The following is a 23,238-nucleotide window of genomic DNA, read 5'->3' as shown; positions in this document are numbered from 1 at the left end:
GTGCCGGTCCCGATCCTGCTGGTCGCGGGCTTCCTCGGGGCGGGCAAGACCACGGTCGTCAACCATCTGCTGGCGCATGCGCAAGGCCGGCGCATCGCCGCGGTGGTGAACGACTTCGGCGCGATCAACATCGACGCTGAGTTGATCGCCGGCGCCAGCGATGGCGTGGTCAGCCTGAGCAATGGCTGCATCTGCTGCACGCTGGAAGGCGACCTGCTGCGCACGCTCGCAACCCTGCTGCGGCGTGATCCGCGTCCCGAGTTCATCGTGATCGAGACCAGCGGGATCGCCGATCCCGCCGACATCGTGCGCAACCTGATGGATCCGGTGATCTGGAAGGAGGCGCCGCTGGAGACGGTGCTGTGCGTGGTCGACGCGACGCAGCCGGTGACCGCGCTGGATGATGCGCTGCTGCGGTCGCAATTGCGGGCGGCGGACATCGTCGCGCTGAGCAAGATTGATCTCGCCGACGCAGCCGCGTGCGCCGCGATCCGCGATGCCGTCCGCGCCGTGCGTCCGGCGGCGGTCGTGGTCGATGCCGTGCACGGCGAGGTGCCGGCGGCGTTGCTGTTCCCGGCGGATCTCGATCATGTGCCGGTGCTGCGAGAGATTACGCCGAGACGGCCGGCAGCGGACCGGTTCGAGACACTGAGCTGGACGTCGGAGCGGCGGGTGCTCCTGCCGCGATTGCAGCAGGCGATCGGCAGGCTGGCGCCGAAGCTCGCGCGGGCGAAGGGGTTGTTCGAAACGGTCGAGCAGCCCGGCCGGCCGATGGTATTTCAACTGGCCGGCGGACGCGCGACATTGACCGCGGGCGGGGCGCCGGCGGCCGGGGTGCCGCGGACGCGCATCGTGTTCATCGCCGAGATGGGCGCGCTGTCGCGCGGCGAGATCGATGCGATTATGGACGGCTGCGTCGAGGCACCATGAAATGACGGCAATCAATAGTGACGTTGCAGCAACGCTTGTCCGCAAAGCATGTGTGCGGTGATCACAGCGAATTGACAGCCCGATGAGCAGCTCTTAATCGTTTGTCGACGGTTCCCTTCGGGGATCAAAAGGGAATGCGGTGCGAGGGAAACCCCAATGCCGCAGCTGTCCCCGCAACTGTAAACGGCGAGCCTTTCGTCAATTTGCCACTGGGCTGTCAGGCCCGGGAAGGCGTCGACAGGCGATGACCCGTGAGCCAGGAGACCTGCCGTCAGTCGTGGTCACACGCGAGCACATCGGGCGGGGGCGTCCTGGTGGGATCGGAACGTTGCTCGTTGAGCAATGCGCCAGTCCGCGTTCGCGGTGACGTGCCACGTTACCGCGAGTTTCCTTGATGTCGTCATCGTCTTCCGTTGCGCTGGGGCTGCGCCTCGGTTTGTTCTGCTCATTGTCGTCGCTGCTGCTGCCGGCCGAGGTGCTGGCGCAGTCCGCTCCTGCAACGAAACTCGATCCGATCGAAGTCTCGCCTTCGGCCGCGGCCAAGCCGAAACCCGCTGCGCAAGCAGCCAATACCGCAACCACATCGCGACCGAGGTCCCGCCGTGCAACGACCGCGGTGGCGGGCGGCGCGCCGCAGCCCGCGGCCGCATCGTCTGCATCGACATCGGGATCGCCATCGCCGACGCTGAATGCCACCAAGCCGGGAACCACCGGCAGCCGGCTCAATCTGACGCCATTGCAGACGCCGGCCAGCGTGGAGATCATCACGGCGCAGACCATCCAGGAACGCGGCCAGCATAATGTGCTCGATGCCGTCACGCAGAATGCGGCCGGCTTCATCGCGACGCCGGCGCCCGGCAATGGCGGGCTGTCGTTCAGCGACCGCGGCTTTGCTGGCAGCAACTCGGTGATGACGCTCTATGACGGAACACGCTTCTATATCGGCTCCGGCACGCTGACGTTTCCCTACGACACCTGGTCCACGGATCGCATCGAGGTGCTGCGTGGGCCGGCCTCGGTGTTGTACGGCGAAGGCGCGATCGGCGGCGTCATCAACGTCGTTCCGAAGAAGCCGCAGAGCACGCCTTACAACGCGGCCGAGGTCTCGCTCGACAGCAACATGACGCGACGGCTGTCGGTGGACAGCACCGGTCCGATCAGCCCCAATGTGTCCTACCGGGTCAACGCCACCGGCAACATGTCGGACGGCTGGGTCGATCGCGACAAGACATCGAATGTGGTGATCTCAGCTGCCGTGCGTGCGCAGGTGTCGGAAAGTCTCGCCTTCACGCTTTCCGAAGATTACGGCGACCGCAGTCCGTCACGCTACTTTGGCACCCCGCTGATCAATGGCTCGATCCAGGATGCGCTACGCTTCAAGAACTACAACGCGCTCGACAGCACGATCCGCTATCAGGACAGCTGGACCCAGTTCAAGACCGAGTGGGATGTCGCCGACGGCATCAAGATCAACAACACCCTGTATTACCTGACCAGCGAGCGGCACTGGCGTGATATCGAGAACTACACCTGGAATCCCAAGACCCAGCTGCTCGACCGCAACAACTATATCGAAATCTTCCACGACCAGAAGCAGGTCGGCAACCGAATGGATGCGACCTTCAACGGTCACGTCTTCGGGCTTGCGAACCAGTTTGTTGCCGGGTTCGACGTCAACCACATCGACTTCACCCACACCAACAACTCGCCCTATAGCGGTACATCGTCGGTCAATCCCTACGTCTTCGATCCCGGTTCATTCTTCGCGACGACGTCTCCGACCGCGCCCGGCTTCAACTCGATCGTGAATCAGTACGCGCTGTTCGCCGAGGATCGTCTGTCGCTGACCGATCAATTGTCGCTCGTCACTGGCGTCAGATATGATCGCCCCGATATCGATCGCACCGACTACAGGACGCCGGCGAACAGCTTTGGCGTTTCGCTGTCCGGCACCAGCTGGCGCACCGGGTTGGTCTACGAGCCGATCAAGAACCTCGCGTTCTACGGTCAGTACGCGGTCGGCGTCGATCCGGTCACCAACCTGATCTCGCTGACGACATCGCAGAAAACCTTCCAGCTTGCGACCGGCAAGCAGACCGAGATCGGGGTCAAGCAGTCGTTCTGGGGCGGACGCGGCGAGTGGACGCTGGCGGGCTATGAGATCGTCAAGACCGGCCTGACCATTCCCGATCCAAGCAATCCGACCGCCGGCCTGGCGTTGCAGATCGGTCAGCAATCTTCCCGCGGGGTCGAGGGATCGATCGGGCTGGCGCTGAACGATGGCTGGCGCGTCGATGCCAATCTTGCGCTGCTGCGCGCCAGATACGACAACAACAGCCAGGTGGTCGGTGGCAAGGTGGTCAGCTACAATGGCAATGTGCCGGTCAACGTGCCGCAGCAGGTTTCCAACGTCTGGCTGACCTGGGATTTTGCGCCCAATTGGTCGGTCTATGGCGGCGTGCAGATCGTCGGTGCCATGTACTCGGACCTTGCCAACACCCAGTTGCGGCCCGGATACAATGTGGTCAATGGCGGCATCAGGTGGAAGCCGGATGATCGGACCACGGTCGCGTTCCGGGTCTACAATCTGTTCGACAAGGTCTATGCGGTGACCTCCAACGGCACGGGACAATGGCTGCTGGGCATGCCGCGCACCGCCGAACTGTCCGTCAACGTGAAGTTCTGACCATGCGCAAGGCTCTGATCCGGCGAGGGCGGCGATGGCTTTATGTCGTCCATCGCTGGATCGGCATTGCGACGTGTCTGCTGTTCGTGATGTGGTTCATCTCCGGCCTCGTCATGATGTACGTGGCCTTTCCGCGGCTCACCGACGCGGAGCGCTTGTCCGCTCTCCCCGCCATCACCTGGAGCAAGGTGCAGGTGTCGCCGGATCGTGCGATGGCGATCGCAGCAATGGAGCATTATCCGCGCGACCTGCGGCTTTCGATGATGAACGACACGCCGGTCTATCGCATTGCCGGCTGGAAAGGTGCCGCCGTCACGGTTTCGGCAGTCGATGGCGGTGTCGTCGATCGCATTTCACCGGATCAGGCGTTGGCGATTGCCGCCCGTCATCCGCATGCGGTGCATCCGCAATTGCTCGACACCGTGACGCGCGATCAATGGTCGGTCACCGCGCGCTTCGACCCGCTGCGCCCGCTCTATCTGATCGGCCTTGGCGATGCCGCCGGTACCGAACTCTATGTCTCGTCGCGCTCGGGCGAGATTGCGCTCGATACCACACGGCAGGAACGGGTCTGGAACTGGCTCGGCTCGATCCCGCACTGGATCTATCCGACGGTGCTGCGCAAGGACGGCCCGCTGTGGCGCGACGTGGTGCTGTGGATCTCGGGCGTGTGCCTCGTGGTTGCCGTCACCGGCTTCTGGATCGGCATACTCCGGCTGCGGCTGAGGCGCCGTTACGCCAGCGGCGCCATATCGCCCTATCGCGGCTGGATGGCCTGGCATCACATCGCCGGCCTGATCGGCGGCGTCTTCGTGTTCACCTGGATGTTCAGCGGCTGGCTGTCGCTCAATCCCGGCGGCGCGTTCTCCGGCCGTGGCGTGATGCGTGAGATCGCGGCCGGCTACAGTGGTCACGATACACCCGACATCGTCGCCGGCTTCCGGGCCGCGCCATCCGCGCAGGCCGTGGAAGCGCGCTACGTCTGGATCGGCGGCCGTCCCCTGGTGATGCTCGACGACAGCAATGGCCGTCGCAGCCTCGCCGATCCCGTGACCGGTTTGCCCGCGGTGGTCTCGCGCGATGAGATCATCGCGGCTGCAAGGCGCGCAATGCCCGGCGCATCGCTGATATCGGCGCGACAGCTCGACGAGCCGGACGCCTATTGGTACACGCTCCACCACGAGCGCGAGCTTCCGGTGCTGCGCATCGCCTTCGACGATCCCGCCCGAACCTGGCTGCACATCTCTCCGGTCACCGCCGAGATCCTCGACCGCAGCGACGACAGCCGTCGATCCTATCGCTGGCTGTTCAACGCGCTGCACAGCCTGGATTTCCCGCTGCTGCTCAGTTTCTGGCCGGCCCGCGACGTCGTGGTCTGGCTGCTGTCGGCGGTCGGCACGATCGTCTCGATCAGCGGCGTCGTGATCGGCTGGCGCCGGCTGCGGCGCCGGAAGGTGCGGCCAGTGCGCAGCGCGCCGAGTGCGATCGAAGGGCAAATCCGCAGCGTCTGAGGTAAGCGGATCGCGATGCGAACCCGTGTGGGCGGTACGATCACCGCCTTTGTTAGCAGATTGTCATAATCTGTTTCTATGTTGCGGCTGCCGCGGGTTTCGACGAACGGCTGGATCGATCACCAACAGGTCATGCTGTTCAGCTGGGGCTGAGGATCAGGGGCGGCACCTCATGCATTTCGTTCAATGGGTCGGAAGATCAGGCTGCGCTCGAATCATGATCGGATGTGGCAGCGCTTTCTCGCCCTGGTCATAGGCATTCTCGTTGCCGGAAACATCCAGACGGTAGCGATGGCCGACAGCCTTGAATCAGCTCGGACGCGCGCGCCGATCGACTTCGACATTGCTGCGCAGCCACTGGTCTCCGCGCTCGATGCCTACAGCGCGGCCACGGGTCTCCAGGTCGTGTACGACGCGACCCTGGCCGAGGGACGCCGCGCGCAGGCCGTCAGGGGATCGATGGCGGCTGACGTGGCGTTGCAGCTTCTGCTCGAGGATACCGGCCTGGTCGCGGTCTACGCCGCGACCAACGCCTTCACGATCGTGCCCGCGCCGGCTCCGCGGCAGGCAGCGTCGATGCGCGGCTTCATGCCATATCTTGCGGCCGTCCAGGGCCGCGTTGAGGAGGCATTCTGCCGCTCGTCACTGACCGCGCCGGGTGGCTATCGGATCAAGTTCAGGTTCTGGATCGGTCATGGCGGCGAAGTGTTGCAGCCCCAGTTGCTTGGTTCGACCGACGATCGCGCGCGGGACCAGGCCATTGCGGCTCTGTTGCGCTCGGTCGTGATCGGCCGGCCACCCCCGCCGGACATGCCGCAGCCGGTCATGATGGCGGTTTCGCCGCGCCCGCCTGCCGAAACCGGGGATTGCGCCCGGAATCCGGGACCGACGGGATTGGTTGCGCGATGACCGAAACCACCTGGACGACGCTTCGGCAGGTGCTCGTCGAGCGCTATGACGAGCTCCGCCGCCGCCTCGCGCGGCGTCTCGGCGACGAGCGGGCGCGGGAGACGCTGCACGAGACGTGGCTGCACCTTCGCGACAAGGGCAGCAGCCCGGGCGTGGTGGACAGCCCGATCGGCTATCTGCTGCGCAGCGCGCTCAACCTTGCGATCAGCCGGGAGCGCCAGGAGACGCGCCGGATCAAGCGGTTCGAGGTGCAGCCGATGCTCGAGATCGTCGATGCGGCCCCCGGGCCGGAACGGGAGGTCGAATCGCGTGAGCAGATCGTGCGCCTGGAGCAGGCTCTCGAGGAACTGACGCCGCGGCGCCGCATGATCCTGCTCGCATCCCGCCTGGAGGGCATTCCGCTGCGGGAAATCGCCGATCGTCTCGGGGTTTCCCAGCGGTTGGTGGAGCTCGAGCTGAAGGCCGCGCTCGAGCATTGCGCTAAACGATTTGGTAAAAAACTCACAAGGCGGTTCGGTCCGGCGCCGCGGGAAACGTCTTGATAGGAGAGTGTCAGCGTGTTGCGCGCGTCTGGATTGAAATGGTGCTGAAAGAAACGCCCGATCAATGAGAGATTCCGACGAACCGTCCGAGGAGCTGACCGCGATCGAGCGCGAGGCGCTGGCACGCGTCCAGCGGCTCGGTTCCGGTCGGGCGACAAGGCGGGACATCGAGGAGACCAAGCACTGGGGAAGCCAGAGCCGCGCCCATTCGGAGGCGCTGGCTCAGGCCAGCCTGCTGTGGGATCAGCTCGGCCACGCCGGCCACAACCTGCTGAAGCGTCGTGGTGATTCCATCCTGGCCGAGGTCAGGCCGCAGCCGCGCATGACGCGCCGGATGGTGCTTGGCGGCGCGCTTGCGACGTCGGCCGCCGCCTACCTCGTGGTCTCGCCGCCGCTGCAGCTTTGGCCATCGCTGCAGGATGTCATGGCGGATTATCGCACGGCTGCCGGCGAACAGCGCAGGCTCACCATCGACGGCGGTGTCAAGGTGACGCTGAACACCGGGACCAGCGTCAATGTTCAGTCGAGCGACGCCAGCCTTGATCGCATCGAGATCCTGACCGGCGAAGCGGTGATCGCGGCGGAGGCATCGGGACGACGCGAGGTGCGCGTCGTGGCCGGCGACGGCGAGATGAGCGCGCGCCAGGCACAGTTCAACGTCCGCCACGAGCAGCGCAACACTTGCGTGACATGTCTGGACGGCGAGGTGCACGTCACCCGTCACAGCTCCGTCGCGACGCTGCGCGCCGGGCAACAGGTCAGCTATGCGGCGCTTGGGCTTGCGGCGCCGATGTCGGTCGACCCTACCGAGGTTGCCGCCTGGCGCGACGGAATGCTGATCTTTCATGACGCCCCGCTCGGCAATGTCGTGACCGAGATCAATCGTTACCGGTCCGGCAAGGTCATGGTGACGAATGCGGAGCTGGAACGCCGTCTCGTCAACGGCCGGTTCCGCATCGACAATGTCGAGAGCATCCTGACCATGTTCCAGCAGATCTTCGGAGCGAAGGCGCGACGTCTGCCCGGCGGCATCGTGCTGCTGAGCTGATGCCGGTCGCGGCGTGACGGCGCCCATCACCGCAAGTCGGGAATTGTGGTGCGGCTCGCGATTTTCTTGTTCGGTCTGGCCGACAGAAATGGCGTCCTTGCTGACGAGATGCCCGGCACATGGTGAAGACGTGTGACGGGCTCCCGCGCAGGTTCGATCTGCGCGTCTTTCGGTCCGTTGTTCCCAGGGGACATCTCATGCCGTCTCGTCAGCGCGTTACCCGTCGTTCCCGCCTCGATTTGCGTCGGGTGATGCCGCTTGCGCCGCGGCCGCGGATCGCGTTGGTGTCGCGCGCGATGCTGCTGGCCGGAACCAGCACGCTGGCGCTGCTGCTGGCCGGGCTCGAGGATGCATCCGCGCGGCCGTTCGGCAATTTCGGCGCGACCACATCGGCGCCGACGATCGCAAGCGATGCGGCCGCCGCGGCCTCGCAGCAGGCCATCGAAGTCGCCAGGCAGAGCCAGGGTGCGCTGACCCGGGCGACCCAGGCCATCCAGGCGTTGCAGGCCGTGCAGGCCGCCGCGCGCAGCGCGGCCGCAGCCTCGCAGCGATCGACCACGCTGCCGCAAATGGCGGTGCCGAACGGCCTTGCTCAAGGCGGGCTTCAGGTCGCCCCGGGTGCGGTGCCCGGCTCGGGCCTCTGGCAGGGCGCGGCACTGCCGAGCCAGACCACGAGCGGCGGCCAGACCACGGTCACCGTCAACCAGACCGCGCCGCAGGCGATCCTCAACTGGCAGAGCTTCAACGTCGGCAACCAGACCACGCTCAACTTCAACCAGCAGGCCAGCAGTTGGACCGCGCTCAACCGCGTCGTCGGCAACACTGGACCGAGCCAGATCCTCGGCCGCATCACCGCGCCCGGCCAGGTGCTCGTCATCAATCAGAACGGCATCATCTTCGGTGGCGCCAGCCAGATCAATGTCGGCTCGCTGATCGCCTCGACCGCCAGCATCACCGACAGCCAGTTCCTCAATAATGGTCTCTATTCGGCCCAGAGCGGCAACGCCTATCTGCCGAGCTTCACCGGCGCCGGCGGCAAGATCGTGGTCGAGAGCGGCGCACTGATCACCACCAATGCGCCGTCATCGGTCACCTCGGGCGGCGGCTTCGTGCTGATGATGGGCACCGAGGTCGACAATGCCGGTGCGATCACCACGCCGAAGGGCCAGGCCCAGTTCGCGGCCGGCGACGATTTCATCCTGCGCGCCGGCTACGGCACCAACGCCAACCAGAACTCGACCACGCGCGGCAACGAGATCGCGCCGCTGCTGCGTGTCGGAAGCACGAGCGGCACCGTCACCAACACCGGCCTGGTGCTGGCCCAGCAGGGCGACATCACGCTCGCCGGCCACGCCGTCACCCAGGACGGCATCCTCGTCTCCACCACCTCGGTCAATCAGCGCGGCACCATCCATCTGCTGAACTCGGCGTTGGATACGACCGGCAGCGTCACGCTGACCGGTAACGGCATCAGCCTGATCCTGCCGGAGACCGCGGCGGCTTCGGCGCTGGTGTCCGGCATCGATCCGAACGCGACCGCGTTCAATTCGCAGCGCGATGCGCTGATCGCCGCGGCCGGGCCCAATCTGCTGGCGACCGGCCAGTTCAACAACCTCTCGACGTTGCCCGATCGGCCCGATCAGTCGCGGATCGAGATCGTCACCGGCGGCGCCATCGGCTTCAAGAACGGCTCGCTGACCATGGCGCAGGGCGGCCAGGTGTCTGCTTCCGCCGGCAAGCGCGTGTTCGCCGAGAATGGATCCGTCATCGACGTCTCCGGCACCACCGGCACCGTACTGCCGGTGTCGGTCAATGCGATCAAGGTCAACGTCCAGGGCAACGAGCTACGCGACAGCCCGCAGAATCGCGACAACGGCACGCTGCTCAACAGCAACATGTGGATCGATGCCCGCGATCTCACCCTGGTGCCGGCCGGCACCGGCGGCTATGCGACCGACCGCTACTACACCGCGGGCGGCCTCCTTGAGGTCTCCGGCTATCTCAACAACACCGGCCACCGGATCGGCGAATGGACCGCGGTCGGCGGCAGCATCACGCTGTCGGCGCCGGAGGTGGTGGCGCAGCGCGGCTCGACCTTCAACATCTCCGGCGGCGCGGTGCAGTACCAGGGCGGCTATGTGCAGCAGACGATGCTGCTCGGCAGCGACGGCCGCATCTACAGCGCCGACAATGCGCCGGCCAACCTCACCTATGTCGCGGTGGCCAACGGCTTCATCGTCAATCACGCGCATTGGGGCGTTGTCGAAGTCTATCTCAGCCCGTTCGGCAAGGGCAGCTCGCGCTGGGAGAACGGCTACACGATGGGCCGCGATGCCGGCAGCCTCATCCTCTCGACCCCGACCTCGATCTTCGAAGGCACGATCCTCGCCAATGTAATCGATGGCGAGGAGCAGGTCGCCAAGCGTCCGGCCGGCGTCACCGACGGCTACAGACTGACGCAGACCACGGTTCCGCTCGCCGGCACGCTGGCGCTCGGGCAGTACACCCGCTACGGCCTAGCCGGCGCCTACACCACCGACGTGACGTTCGGCAACGTCGCGCCGGTCTCGCGCAATCTCGGCGTGACGACCGCGCTGCCAGCCGACCGCACCAACACGGCCTGGTTCGACGCGCCGACGCTCAACAGCTTCGGACTCGGCGGCGTCAACATCGACAGCGCCAACAAGATCGCCGTCAACGCGCCGCTGCAATTTGCGCCGGGCGCGCAGGTCAAGCTGATCGCCCCGACCGTCGATATCGCCGCCGGCATCACCGCGCGCTCCGGCAGCGTCACGGTGAGCAACATGCTGACCACCTCAACCGGCACCATCGCGCTGACCAACGCGGCCGGGGGCGCGACGCTGACGCTGGAGGCGGGCGCGACCATCGATACGCGCGGCCTGTGGGTCAATGCGCAGAGCGATCCGACCAGCGTGTCGGGCCTCGGCCTGCTCGACGGCGGCAATGTCACCTTCGATTCGACGGGGGACCTGACGCTCGCAGCCGGCAGCGTGATCGATGTGTCCTCCGGCGGCGCAGTTCTCATCAACGGCAAGACGCAAGGCGGCAAGGGCGGCAACGTCACGCTGATCGCCGTTGATCCGGCCGGCCTCGGCACCGCCGTCAATGGGACGCTGACCCTCGGCAGCAGCATTCGCGCGGCCGGCGTCAGCGGCGGCGGGACGTTGACGATCTCGACACCCGGGACCGTGATCATCAGCAATGACGCAAGCCTGTTCGGCGGCACGCTGAGAGCCAATACGCCGGCGAAGGCTACTCTCGTTCTGGCGCAGCCCCTGACCATTCCCGCCGGCCAACCGCTGCCGATGCCGTACAGCGTGGTGCTGACGCAGCTCCCTCTCGATACGCCGCTGCCCGGTGGCGTGGCGCCCGGCGATCAGCGCACGCCGACCAGCGGATATTACGGCTTCAGCCTGAAAAAGGACTGGGTCGTTCCGCCAGGCATGACGGCCTATGACTACGTGACTTTCACATTCTACAATCCAGGAGACACGGTTCCGGCCGGAGCAAACCTCTCTGGCCTCGGTGGTACCTTCCCGGTGGGCTATGTCGTCCCGTCGGATGTATTCCCGAATACCATCAGAACGGCGCCCTTCACGCTCACGATAGCTGCCGGAAGCGTGCGGTCGACGCCGATCACGTATCAGGCAGGTGCAGTCATTGTCGCTGGATCCACGTTCAGCGTGGACGCAGTGGTCCAGCCGCCGACGGTCCTAAAGCCGAGCTTCTTCGCATCCGGCTTCGCGAGCTACGACATCAACGGCGGAACCGAGACGCGGGTGATGGAGGGTACGACCATCGCGCCGACCATGCCCGTCTATCAGTTCACTGCTGGCAGCTACGGTGTGCCGACCGGTGTAGACCCGGCAGCGGCGATGTCGCTGTGGCTGCCGCCGTTGTTCACCGAAAATTCACGCAACGCAACGCTCACGCAGCGCGCCGGCGCCAGCATGACACTGCGTTCGCTGCTCAAGGATGGTGGTGGCGGCGCGATCGTGATCGGCGGCAATGCTTCGATCACCGTCGACCCCGGACAGAGCATCAAGCTCGATGCCTACAACCAGCTCACGATGAACGGCAGGCTCACCGCGCATGGCGGCAGCGTCACGCTGATCAACGAGTCCGACAATACGCTGGAGTCGTCGCGCAACTTCGACATGTCCGGCAACGGCCGTGCCCTGTCGCTGTGGATCGGCGCCGGCGCGGCAATCGACGTCTCGGGCGCAGCCTACACGGCCACCGATAGCGCAGGACGCACCTATGGCACGGTCACCGATGGCGGCAGCATCAGCCTGAATGGCGGAACTGGCTTCGTGATCGTCCGTCCCGGAGCCGAGCTCAACGCCGACGGCGCCGGCATCACCGTCAACAGCGCGGCCGGGATGTCGCCAACCACGTCCGGCAGCACGCAGACGCTTGCGGGCAACGGCGGCTCCATCGCGATCAGCTCTTCGAGCGGCTTCTATCTCGACGGCAGCATCCACGCAGCCGGTGGCGGTTCGAGCGCAGCGGGCGGGAGCCTGTCGATCTCCTTGCCCACGGCCGTTTTCCCGGGTGACAGCTCGTTCATACCGGCCAAGGCGTTCGTGCCCAGCACGCTGGTCGTGACTCAAGCGCAGCAATCGCTGCTGCCCGTCGACATCGCGCCGGGGACCGATGCTGCGAAGCTGACATTCGGTCAGGCCACGGTCAGTGCCGATATGATCAAGGCCGGCGGCTTCGGCAATCTGTTGCTGAGCTCGGGCGACTACATGCAGTTTGCCGGCAACGTGTCGCTCGCGCTTGGCCAAAGCATTACGCTCACGGCGGCCACGTTCACATCGGCACCGCCCGTGCCGGGCCTGCCCGTACCCAACGGCTCGCCAAGCAAGCCGGATCCGTCCGCTCCGGTCCCGACCGGCAACGTCCTGCTGTCCGCGCCCTATGTCTTGCTGCGTGAACCGGTTGCGATCGTCCCTGACAAGAGCGGCAGCGGATTCATCGGCAACCCCGGCGCGGCCGGCGTTCCGACCAAAGCCAGCTTCGAGGTCGATGCCAACCAGATCGACGTTCAGGGGCTGATCCTGTTCTCGGCGTCCGCGCCGAACAGCATGTATTCGCCCGGCTTTACCGACATCAGGTTCGTGAGCAAGGGCGACATCCGCTTCCTCGCCACCGGCGCGGGCCAGACCACGAGGCTTTCGACCGACTGGAATCTCGATCTCATTGCCGCCCAACTCTATCCGGCGACGGGTGTTGTCGCGGTCGTCACTGCCGGGCAGAACAATTTCACGGCCGCGCAATCCAATCAGCCGCCGACGCTGACCATCGGCCGCAGCACCGACACGATTCCCGACGCACCGCTGTCGGTGTTCGGCAGCCTCGCGCTCGCCGCACCGATCGTGGAGCAGGGCGGTATCGTCCGCGCGCCGTTCGGCAGGGTGGTGCTCGGCAACAACAATCCGTTCGACAACCGCATTCCGACACAACGGGTCGACGTGCTGCCGGGCAGCCTGACCTCGGTCTCGGTGGCGGGCATGACCATCCCCTATGGCGGCACCGTCGACGGCGTGACCTACAGCTACAACGGGTCGAGCGTCCAGCCAGGTGGACTGACCAACCTGACCTCGGACGGCTGGCCCGTCTCAGGCATCATGCTGGATGGGCAATCCATCAACGTTCAGGGCGGCGCCACGCTCGATTTGTCAGGTGGGGGAAATCTCGCCGGCGCGGGCTTCGTCTCGGGCCGTGGCGGCTCGGTCAACGTGCTCAACACGCCGCTCGTCAATGCCAACCCTGCTACGCCCGTCAGCAAGGCAAGCGACAAGGTCTACGCCATCCTGCCCGGTTACGCGTCGGCCTATGCGCCCATCGCACCGGAAAATGGCGCCGGCGATCCGGCGATCGGCCAGCAGATCACGATTCCTGCCGGCGTGCCGGGCCTGCCGGCCGGCACCTACACGCTGCTGCCGTCAAACTACGCGCTGCTGCCCGGGGCCTACCGTGTCGAACTCGGCGCTGCCACGCGCACGCCGATCGGCGGCTCTGTTGCGATCGGTAACGGCACTTACGCGGTCTCCGCCTATACGAGCGTGGCCAATACCGGGATCGGAAGCGCACTCGCATCGCAAGCGTTGATCACTGCCGGAACGGCGGTGCGCAAATACTCGCAATACAACGAACAGAGCTACAGTGACTTTCTGATCGCGAATGTGACGCAGTTCGGCGCCGTACGACCGCTGCTGCCTGCGGATGGCAAGACGCTGGTTATCGCATTCGAGATGCCGTCCACATCGCCGGCTGCCGAGGCGCTATCGTTCGACGGGACAACATTGTTCCAGGCTGGCCAAGGCGGCTTTGCGGGGCAATTGGTCACCCGAGGCGTCGGCGAGATCTACGCCGATGCCCCGACCGCGGGCTTTGCCGGCGTATCGGTCCGCGCCGCGGATCTGGATGCAATCGCAGCGCCGCGGCTGATCGTCAACGGCTACGACGGGATCTTCAATGGCGCGGTGACCTATTCGGGCGGCAGCGACATCTTCGTTCGCGACGGCGTCACGCTGAGCGCCGCCGAGTTGGTCCTAATCGGCGGCAACATCACGATCGGCAGCAACGTCACGCTCAGCACGATCGGGCAGGGACCTGCGCCGTTCGACTCCACCTCCCTCGGCATGAACTACACCACGTCCCCCGGCACCACGGTGCTGGCGCTGTCCAACGGCAACCTCAACTTCCTCGGTTCGAATGGCGGTAGCGGCGCAATCAACATCGGCGCCGGTTCGCAGCTCTATTCCGAAGGCACCTTGGCCTTCGCCACCAACGGCGCCTCGAGCATCGATCCGTCAGCGCATTTCGGGTCGCGCAACATCACGCTCGCGGTCGGCAGCATCAATATCGGTGACGGCGGCACGATTGCCGCCACGGGGGCCCCGGCAGGTTTCCTGTTCAATCAGGCCTTGTTCGACACGCTGGTCCACGGCGATCCCAGCCATGCTGCGCCCGCACTGGAGCGGATCACCCTGAGCGCCGCGAGCTCCATCAATTTGTTCGGCTCGGCCGGGCTCGATGCCACCGGCACCGGCGTCGATCTCGTGCTCAACACACCCGCGATCTATGGTTACGGGAGTGCGAGCGATACCGCGACCATCGCGGGCGGCAAGATCACCTGGAACAGCATCGCCGGCACGACGCCGCCGGCGCTCGGGACCAGCGGGCTCGGGACCGGCTTCGGCACGCTCAATCTGGTCGCGAACGAGATCGATTTCGGCATGTTCGCCTCGCTGACGTCGACGACGTCCAGCCGGGTCATCTACGGCTTCGGCAATGTCAACATGACCGCAGGCACGCAGATCGTCTCTGCCGGCAACAGCTCGCTGTACGTCTACCAGGCGCCGGGCACGGCGGCCGGCGCCGTGTTCGGCCAGAGCGGCACCGGCGGCAACCTGACGCTGTCGACGCCGTTGCTGACCGGCGCGCAGAAGTCGATCATGAACTATGCCGCCGGAGGTGCGCTTGCTGTCACCGTGCCCACAGGGCTCGCGCAGAGCGCTGCGACCTCGACGATTTCCGGCGCCGAGATCGATCTCACCGGCAACAGCGTTGCGATCGCCAGCACCATTCTGCTGCCGAGCGGCAAGCTGGTCGTGAACGCGACCAACGACATCACGATCGGCGGCAGCGGCCGGATCGATCTCTCCGGCCAGCCCTCGATGATCCAGAAGGCGACGGTCTACGGCTTCGGCGGCACCGCGATCTTCAACAGCAGCCAGGGCGGATTCACCCAGGCGGCCGGCTCGGTGATCGACGTCTCCGCCACCAATGCCAGCGCCGGGTCGATCAGCATCAGCGCGAGCAACGGAACGGTCTCGTTCGGCGGCCGCCTCGCGGGCAGCGCCACCGGCAACAACAGCAGCGGCGACTTCAGCGTCACCGCCGCGAGCATGAGCAGCGCCGATTTCGCCGCGCTCAACGCCATCCTGACGCAAGGTGGCCTGTTCGATGCCCGCAGTTTCGACATCAAGGGCGGCGCTCTCGTGATCGGCGACGGCGTCAAGGCGCACAGCGTGACGGTGTCGGTCGACGGCGGCGCCCTGACGGTCGCCGGCACCATCGATGCCAGCGGCGCCGCGCCCGGCACGATCCGCCTCTCGGCTGGCAACGGCTTGGCGCTTGCATCGACTGCCGTACTCGATGCCCACGGCACGGTGCTGCAAACGGATAGCTACGGCCAGCCAATTGAGGCCAAGAACCGCGGTCACATCGAGCTGACCGCCGCCGGCGGCGCGCTCACGCTGTCTGCCGGCGCGACGATGGATCTCACCGCGCCGAACGGGGTCGCCTATGGCGACGTGGTGCTAAATGCCCAGCGCACCGGCGAGACCTCCGGCGATATCGCGCTCAACGCCGCGGGGCCGCTCAACATCAAGGGCGCCTATAGCATCGCGCTCAACGCGTTCTGGACCTATAGTTTGCCTGCCGGCAGCACCATCACCCAAGCCACGCTCGACGGCTACGACACCGCGAGCACGGCCTTCATCAACGCGGCGCTCGGCAATGCAGGATTGTCGGCGCGTGTTGCAGGGCTGTCGGCGTACGGCAGCGCCTATCATCTGCGGCCGGGCGTTCAGATCACCTCGAGCGGCGATCTGTCGACCTCGGGCGACATCGACCTCGCGAAGTATCGCTACGGCGCCAATGCCGATCGCAATCCGAACTCGGCGACCTATGGTGCCGGCGAGGCGATGGCCCTCGTGATCCGGGCGGGTGGCAATCTGGCCGTTCAGGGAAGCATATCGGACGGCTTCCGGCCGGCCACCGATGCTCCGGCCCTGTATTCCCCGGTGGCCGACGTCACCACGAGTTCTGCTTTCAGACCTGTCGGCGCCAACTTTCTGCTGAGCATTGGTGGGACCGTGCAAACAGCCGCCGCCTGGACTGTTCCAACGACGTGGGGATTGGTGCTGCCCTTCTATCCGAGGGACTTGAGCGGTCATCGCTATTCTCCCGGGCAGACCATTCCGGCTGGAACTACTCTCAACTTGGTGGTTATTCCGGCCACCAAGGCATCCTCCGTTGGCGGCGTATTCAGCTCGCCATCGGGTCCCGCCCTGCCGGCCGCACAGGGAACGTCGGCCTGGGCCGTCATGCTGCCGAGCGGCTCGCAATCGGCATCGCTGCGCCTGACGGCGGGCGCCGATCTCACTGCCGCCGACCAACGCGGGTTGCAAACGGTTGGTGCGCTGAGCGGCGGGGGCAATCTGACGCTCAACGATCCCGCCTATGGCAACTTCGCCCAGGGCACCTTCTACAATGTGGTTCGCACCGGCACCGGCAGCCTCGAATTACTTGCCGGCGGCAGTTTCAACGAAGCGACCCCGTATGGGGTCTATACGGCCGGCACGCAGTCTGCCCCGGCTCTGGTCAACGGCAGCAATCCCTACGACCTGGTGGGTACGCTACGAAGCAACATCACGCATGCCTGGTATCCGGAGCATGGCGGCGATCTGCTGCTCGTGGCGCAGCAGGATGTGACGGGCTACATCGAGACCGCCCCGGTACAAAACACCTTACGCAACACCAACACGGATCGGATCGCGAACTGGCTGCAAACCCAGGGCGGTGGCGGGCTGACGCCGGATCCGACCGCATGGTGGATCAACTTCGGCACCTTCGCCAAGACCGACGCGGCTGCAACCGGCGCCTCCCTCGTCGGCTTCCAGGGGATCGGCACGCTCGGTGGCGGCAATCTGACAGTGATCGCAGGCCGCAATGCCGGCGCATCCGGCGGCGGCGCTGCAACCACCTCGACCGGGCTCGATCTTGCGGTCGCGTCGACCGGGCGGGTGCTACCGGACGGGACGGTGTTGCAGACCGGCGGCGGCGACCTGACGCTGAATGTCGGAGGCATTCTCAATCCGATGAACCCGCTCACCGCGGCGGGATCCTACTGGCCGGATTATTTCGGGTCGGTTGCCGATCTGCGCGGAAACACCATTGTTCGCGCCGGGTCGGTCGGAGCTGTGCTTCCAAACGGGCGGAGCGGCGGGGCCTCGTCGGTCGATCCGCGCACGCTTGATCCATCCACCTTCAAGGCTTCGATCAAGACGCTCGGCCCGACGTTCGCGCCGGGCGACGGCAGCGTCAGCATCACGACGCGCGGTGACCTCGTGATCAGCGGGGCGAGCGACCCCGGCATGGCCGCGCCGGTCGATGTCAATCGTGGCCTCTATACGCGGTTTCAGGTCAACGCGGACGGATCGTCGACGCCGGTGGTGAGTACGGGCGGGCTGACCAATTTCACGCTGTGGACGTCGGCCACTGCGATCAATCTCTACTCGGCGGGTGGCGATGTGGCACCGATGTCGGGCGACACCGGCGGCAGGCAGAACGCGAACGGCTTCTATCCGGGAACGCTGATCGTTGCAGCCGCCAACGGCGACATCCGCTTCAGCGGCGGATCGATCGAGATGACGCCGTCGCAATACGGTCAGCTCGAAGTGCTGGCGGCGGGGTCGATCTACGGGCAGGGCCAGGTTCTGTCGATGTCGGGCGCCGACATCAACTCACTTGCGACGCCACGCCATGCGGTGTTCTCCACCGGTACGTCAAAAACCAACGCGTCGCCGGATGCGGCTTACCGAAACAACAATTTCAATCCGATGGCGTTCGGCGAGGACACGTCTGTCTCCAATCTACATCAGGGTGATACCCAGCTCGCGCTGGTCTATGCCGGCACCGACATCGACGATCTTGGCCTCGGGGCAATACTGCCCATGAGACGCAATGGCGCCAACGGGTTCAATCCCCTCCATGGCACCTGGTATCTCGCGGCCAAGCCGTTCGAGGTGATTGCCGGCCGCGATATCGTCGGCCTCGGTGCGGCGCCGGATGTATTCTTCAACACCAGCCCGACCAGCGTTTCGTCGATGCAGGCCGGCCGCGACATCATCTACCAGTCGGTCGATGTGGTTGGTCCGGGCGTGTTTCAGATCCAGGCCGGCCGTAACCTGTACCAGGGCTATTATGGTTCGCTGACCAGCATTGGCGATGTCGTCAACCCTGCCAACAATGCGGGCGGCGCCGATATCACGGTGCTGACCGGAGTCGGTGCGAACGGCCCGGATTATGCCGATTTCGCCAAACTCTATTTCGACCCGGCCAATCAGCTGACAAGCAACGGCTCGCCGCTCGCCGGAAGCGGCAAGGTGGTGCACGCCTATGGCGCCGAACTGCTGGCGTGGCTGCAAAAGCGCTACGGCTATGCCGGAAGCGCGGCCGACGCACTCGCCTACTTCCTGGCGCTGCCGAGCGAGCAGCAGGGCGTGTTCGTTCGTCAGGTCTTCTACCAGGAACTGACCCTCGGCGGCCGCGAGTACAACGATACGACCGGCCCCCGCTACAAGAGCTATCTGCGCGGCCGCGAGGCGATCGCGACGCTGTTCCCCGACCAGGATGCCTTGGGCAACCCGATCAGCTATTCCGGCGGGCTGACGATGTTCAGCGGCTTTGCCAAGGACTATCTGGGCAATCTGTATCTCGCCGATGCCGGCATCCATACCCAGTATGGTGGCGCGATCCAGGTGCTCAATCCAGGCGGGCGGACCATCCTCGGCGTGGAAAGCGTCACGCCGGGCGCCGGCTCCGGCCTGATCACGCAGGGACGCAACAGCCCGATCGACATCTATTCGCTCGGCAGCATCCTGCTCGGCCAGAGCCGTATCATGACGACCTTCGGCGGCAACATTCTCGCATGGTCTGCCACCGGCGACATCAACGCCGGCCGCGGCTCGAAGACCACGACGATCTATACGCCGCCGCTGCTGAGCTACGACAGCTACGGCAACGCCACGCTGTCGCCGGCCGCGCCTTCGAGCGGCGCCGGCATCGCTGCGCTCGCGACCATCCCTGGCACACCGCCGAGCGATGTCGACCTGATCGCGCCGCTCGGCACCATCGACGCGGGCGAAGCCGGCATTCGCGTGTCGGGTAACGTCAACCTCGCCGCGCTGCAAGTGCTCAACGCTGCCAACATCCAGGTGCAGGGCACCTCGACCGGCATTCCGACAGTACAGGGACCGCCGGTGGGCGCGCTGACAGCGGCGTCAAATACCACGGCCGCCAGCCAGCAGGCCGCGGCGCCACCGCCAAAGACCAATGACCAGCCCTCGATCATCATCGTCGAGGTCATGGGCTACGGTGGCGGCGACGGCACTCCGTCCGAGACGGCGCCGGAACAGCAGCGCAAGCCGCGCGACAGGCAGAGCTACAACGAGAACAGCGCCTTTCAGGTCATCGGGCTCGGTGAGGTGAGCGGCTCACCCGGCAGGTGATCGATGTGAAGGAGGCTGGTTCGGGGACAGCGGTCGCGCTGTCCCCCGCCTCGACCTCCGATCGGCGGCTACTTGATCGTGAGATGGACATCCGGCACCGGCGGGCCGGGGACCCATCCCAATGCAAAGTGCTGGCCGGCGACGATCTCGTTTTGCGAGAGTTTTGATGCGACCGCATCGCGGTAGCGGAGATAGGCGTCGCGTTGTCGACCGCCGGTGCGGGCCGCGGCCAGGTTGAGCCATTTGTACGCCAGCACGAAATTGGTCGGAACGCCGTGGCCCTTGTCGTACATCAGGCCGAGTTGGGCTTGCGCGAACGGGTCGCCCTGCGCGGCGCCGCGATAGTAGAGATCGGCCGAGGCTTCATAAGCCTGCGGCACGCCGAAGCCATGCTCATACATGAAGCCGAGCAGGCCGAGGGCCCTTGGATTGCCACGCTCGGCGGCAGGTGCAAGCTCCCGGGCCGCCCTCACATAGTCGCCGTGGTGGAAGGCGGCCGCTCCGCGGGCGACGCTGTCGGCGTTCGCGACCGCTGCGGTCATCGCCCAAAGCACGACGGCGAGCGACGCGGAGATGGTTGTCCGGAGCGCGAGCGTGCGGCGCATGCTGTTGCTCCGCTCAATGATAGCTGGTGGTGATCGGCGCATTGGTCGTTGTCGTGGCGATGCTGCCGCGCAGCTTCGAACGGAGCTCCTCGGCGACGGTCTGGGCGTCGGAACCGTTGCGGATGATCTGCGGGCGGATGAAGATGATCAGCTCGGTGCGCTGGGTGGCGTTGCTCTGGTGCCCGAAGGCATCGCCAAGGCCGGGGATCTGGTCGAGCACCGGAAGCGCATTGCGGTTGCCGCTCTGCTGCTCGCTGATCAGGCCGGCCAGCAGCACGGTCTGGCCGTTGGCGACCGCGATCTGGCTCTTGACCCTGCGCTCCGACACCGTCGGGGTCAGGCTGTTTGCGCTGTTGGTCGGAACGTTGCTGATCTCCTGCTCGATATCGAGCCGTACCGTGCCGTTGATGCTGACGCGCGGCGACACCCGCAGGATGATGCCGGTGTTGCGATAGTCGATGGTGTTGACCACCGTGTTGCTGGTGGTCAGCACGGTGGCGCTGCCGGTCGATACCGGGACCACGTCGCCGACCTGCAAGGTGGCGACCTGATTGTTGATCACGACCAGCGACGGATTGGAGAGCACCTTGACGCTGGTGACGGCATGCAGCGCATCCAGGATAAGGCTCGGCTGCGTCTCGGACCCGATCAGGAAGTTGAAGCCCGGGAAGGCACGGTTGATGAAGGCATTGGTGACCGAACCCGCGACGGAGACCGCGCCGGTGGTGGCGTCCGTGGTGGTCGCGGGCGCCGTGGTGGCCTGGGTGCCGGTGAACGAGCCGACGTTCGGCTTCAGGCCCAGGCTCCGGCTGGTGAGATAGGTCTGCACGCCGTAGGACAAGGTGTTGTTGAGCGTGACCTCGGCGATCGTCGCATCGATCGCGACCTGGAGCTGCGGTTCGTCGATCTGCACCAGCGTGGCCTCGATGATGCGGTAGTTGGCCTGGTCGGCATAGATCAAGAGATTGTTGTTCACGACGTCGGGCGTGATCCGCACGTCCTGCATCACGGGCTGGCCGTTGCCGCCGTTGGCACCGCGGCCACTATCCAGCGCCGCATTGTTGCCCTGGCCCTGGTTGTTGGGATTGTTGGACTGACCGCCGGCACCGAATCCCTGGCCGAGGCCCTGACCGGTCCCGCCCGTCCCCGACGTGCCGCGCGAGGCGAAGCCGCCCATGCTGGAATTCGAGCCGTTGTTGTTGTTGAGCGACAGCCGATCGGCGACGCTCGATGTCGACGAGGTGCCGGAGCCGGGCGCGAGCTGACTGTCGGCGCTGTCGAGCAGGTTGCCGGACGATCCGCCCAGGAACATGTCGGTCAGCACCCGCGCCATCTGGCGCGCATCGCCGTATTTGACGCGATAGACATGCACCGTGGTTCGCGCGGTGTCGTTGCGGTCGAGCCGCTTGATCCAGGTCGCCGCGGTGTGCAGCATCTCCGGCTTCTTGGTCACCACCAGCACCGCGTTGAGGCGTTGGATCGGCATGAACTTGACGACGTTCTGGCTGAGGCCGTTCTCGCCGGAATCGACGATCTTTTCGAGTTCGGCAATCACGGGCGCAGGCGATCCGCTCGAGATCGGGAAGATGCCGACTGACTGGCCGCGCATCCAGTCGACGTCGAAGCTGAGCACGGTGTCGACCGCGGTGCGTCGCTCGGCGCCGGTGCCCTGGATCAGGAGCAGATTGCGCGCCGTATCGGCACGAACCGAGCCGGCCCGCGTGGCGAAGCTGTCGGTCAGCTTCAGCAGGGTCTGCGCCGATACATATTGCAGGGGGACCACCGAGACGCCGAAACCAGCCTCCGGGTTGGCTGCCGCCGCATCGACGCGGCCGCCGCCGACGGCGTCGCCGAGCGGCGTCAGACGGTAACCCGCCGTGTCCTTGAGCAGCACGACGCCGCTCAGCCGGAGCGCGTTTTCGAGCACGAACACCATGTCGGATTTCGGCACCGGGCGGACCGACACCAGGCTCACCGTGCCCTGCACCCGCGGGTCGATGGTGTATCCGACATGCAAGATATCGCCGAGCACGACCTTGGCGACGGTTGCCACCGGCGTGCTCTCGAAATTCAGATCGAAGCCATTGCCATTCGATGCCGGTTGCGGCCGCGCGTCCGCGACACCGGTCACCTCGCTGCCGTCGTACATCGCGGCGCGGACGCTGCCGTTCTGGTTTCCGGTCGTCGCCGCCAGCGCGCCTACGGGCTGTGGTTGGCGCGGCAGCAGATCCAGCGAGCGCACCTTGTCGGTGACGTCGACCTGCGACGCGTCCACGCTTTCGCTGACCGTCGCTGAATTGCAGGACGCCAACAACCCCAGCGACGTCAAAGCAAGAATAGCTGCGAGGCCGCCACGGATCGTCGGGCAGCGGCCCACTGTGCCTACGCGTTGCATGAAGGCCCTTACTCTGACTAACTGAAATTTCGACGGCTTGCGACGATCGGTCTCACCCCAAAGGGACTCTTATCGATCGAACATGACAGAAATAAATTGGTTACATGATTGTCGTTGGCGACCTCAGCAACGCGTTGCACCAAATCTCATCCAGCCGTCGGAGCGTCGCTGGCGTGTCCGATCCTCATCTCAAAGTTTCTTGAGAGCGGCGGAAGCCGGTGTGACTTCGCACAGCTGTCATACTTCGAGCCGATAACCGCGCAGTTGACGGGAGCCGAACGGC

The 23,238-nt window shown here is 65.6% G+C and carries 9 protein-coding genes and 1 riboswitch; of the genes, 7 read left to right on the top strand and 2 right to left on the bottom strand.

The genetic code is table 11. The features are described 5' to 3' along the window. From B2W55_RS05670 to B2W55_RS05640, 7 genes are all read left to right on the top strand, one after another. On the top strand, positions 1-930 hold the full coding sequence (locus B2W55_RS05670) for a CobW family GTP-binding protein (protein ID WP_024584694.1): 930 nt from the start codon (positions 1-3) through the stop codon (positions 928-930). Positions 931-1,021: 91 nt separating this feature from the next. Further along, positions 1,022-1,217: riboswitch (cobalamin riboswitch) on the top strand. A gap of 107 nt (positions 1,218-1,324) precedes the next feature. Continuing rightward, positions 1,325-3,616 (top strand): TonB-dependent receptor, encoded by a 2,292-nt coding sequence (locus B2W55_RS05665; RefSeq protein ID WP_024584695.1) that lies wholly within the window; start codon positions 1,325-1,327, stop codon positions 3,614-3,616. 2 nt (positions 3,617-3,618) lie between these two features. After that, on the top strand, positions 3,619-5,127 hold the full coding sequence (locus B2W55_RS05660) for a PepSY domain-containing protein (protein ID WP_024584696.1): 1,509 nt from the start codon (positions 3,619-3,621) through the stop codon (positions 5,125-5,127). Positions 5,128-5,418: 291 nt separating this feature from the next. Beyond that, positions 5,419-6,036 carry an STN domain-containing protein gene (locus B2W55_RS05655; protein WP_145987234.1) on the top strand — a complete coding sequence of 206 codons (618 nt, stop codon included), beginning with the start codon at positions 5,419-5,421 and terminating at the stop codon, positions 6,034-6,036. Then, positions 6,033-6,578, top strand: coding sequence for an RNA polymerase sigma factor (locus B2W55_RS05650; protein WP_024584698.1), 546 nt, complete (start codon positions 6,033-6,035; stop codon positions 6,576-6,578). Before B2W55_RS05655 ends, B2W55_RS05650 begins: the two co-directional genes overlap by 4 nt. 64 nt (positions 6,579-6,642) lie before the next feature. Continuing rightward, positions 6,643-7,626, top strand: a complete 984-nt coding sequence (locus tag B2W55_RS05645) for a FecR family protein (RefSeq protein ID WP_024584699.1) — start codon at positions 6,643-6,645, stop codon at positions 7,624-7,626. A 197-nt stretch (positions 7,627-7,823) separates the two neighbouring features. Continuing rightward, complete coding sequence (locus B2W55_RS05640; protein ID WP_029880154.1) at positions 7,824-19,955, top strand: filamentous haemagglutinin family protein; 12,132 nt, start codon at positions 7,824-7,826, stop codon at positions 19,953-19,955. A 68-nt stretch (positions 19,956-20,023) separates the two neighbouring features. Here the strand turns inward: B2W55_RS05640 and B2W55_RS05635 are convergent, their stop codons facing one another. Then, a complete protein-coding gene (locus tag B2W55_RS05635) occupies positions 20,024-20,497 on the bottom strand; it encodes a tetratricopeptide repeat protein (RefSeq protein ID WP_024584701.1) in 474 nt (157 codons plus the stop codon). A 76-nt stretch (positions 20,498-20,573) separates the two neighbouring features. Continuing rightward, positions 20,574-22,955, bottom strand: coding sequence for a type II secretion system secretin GspD (gene gspD, locus B2W55_RS05630; protein WP_168200247.1), 2,382 nt, complete (start codon positions 22,953-22,955; stop codon positions 20,574-20,576). Positions 22,956-23,238 lie beyond the last annotated feature (283 nt).

The organism is Bradyrhizobium sp. UBA2491 (assembly GCF_002341725.1).
Classification (GTDB): Bacteria; Pseudomonadota; Alphaproteobacteria; order Rhizobiales; family Xanthobacteraceae; genus Bradyrhizobium.
The sequence above is the reverse complement of the archived record's forward strand: the minus strand, read 5'-3'. Positions and strand labels throughout refer to the sequence as shown.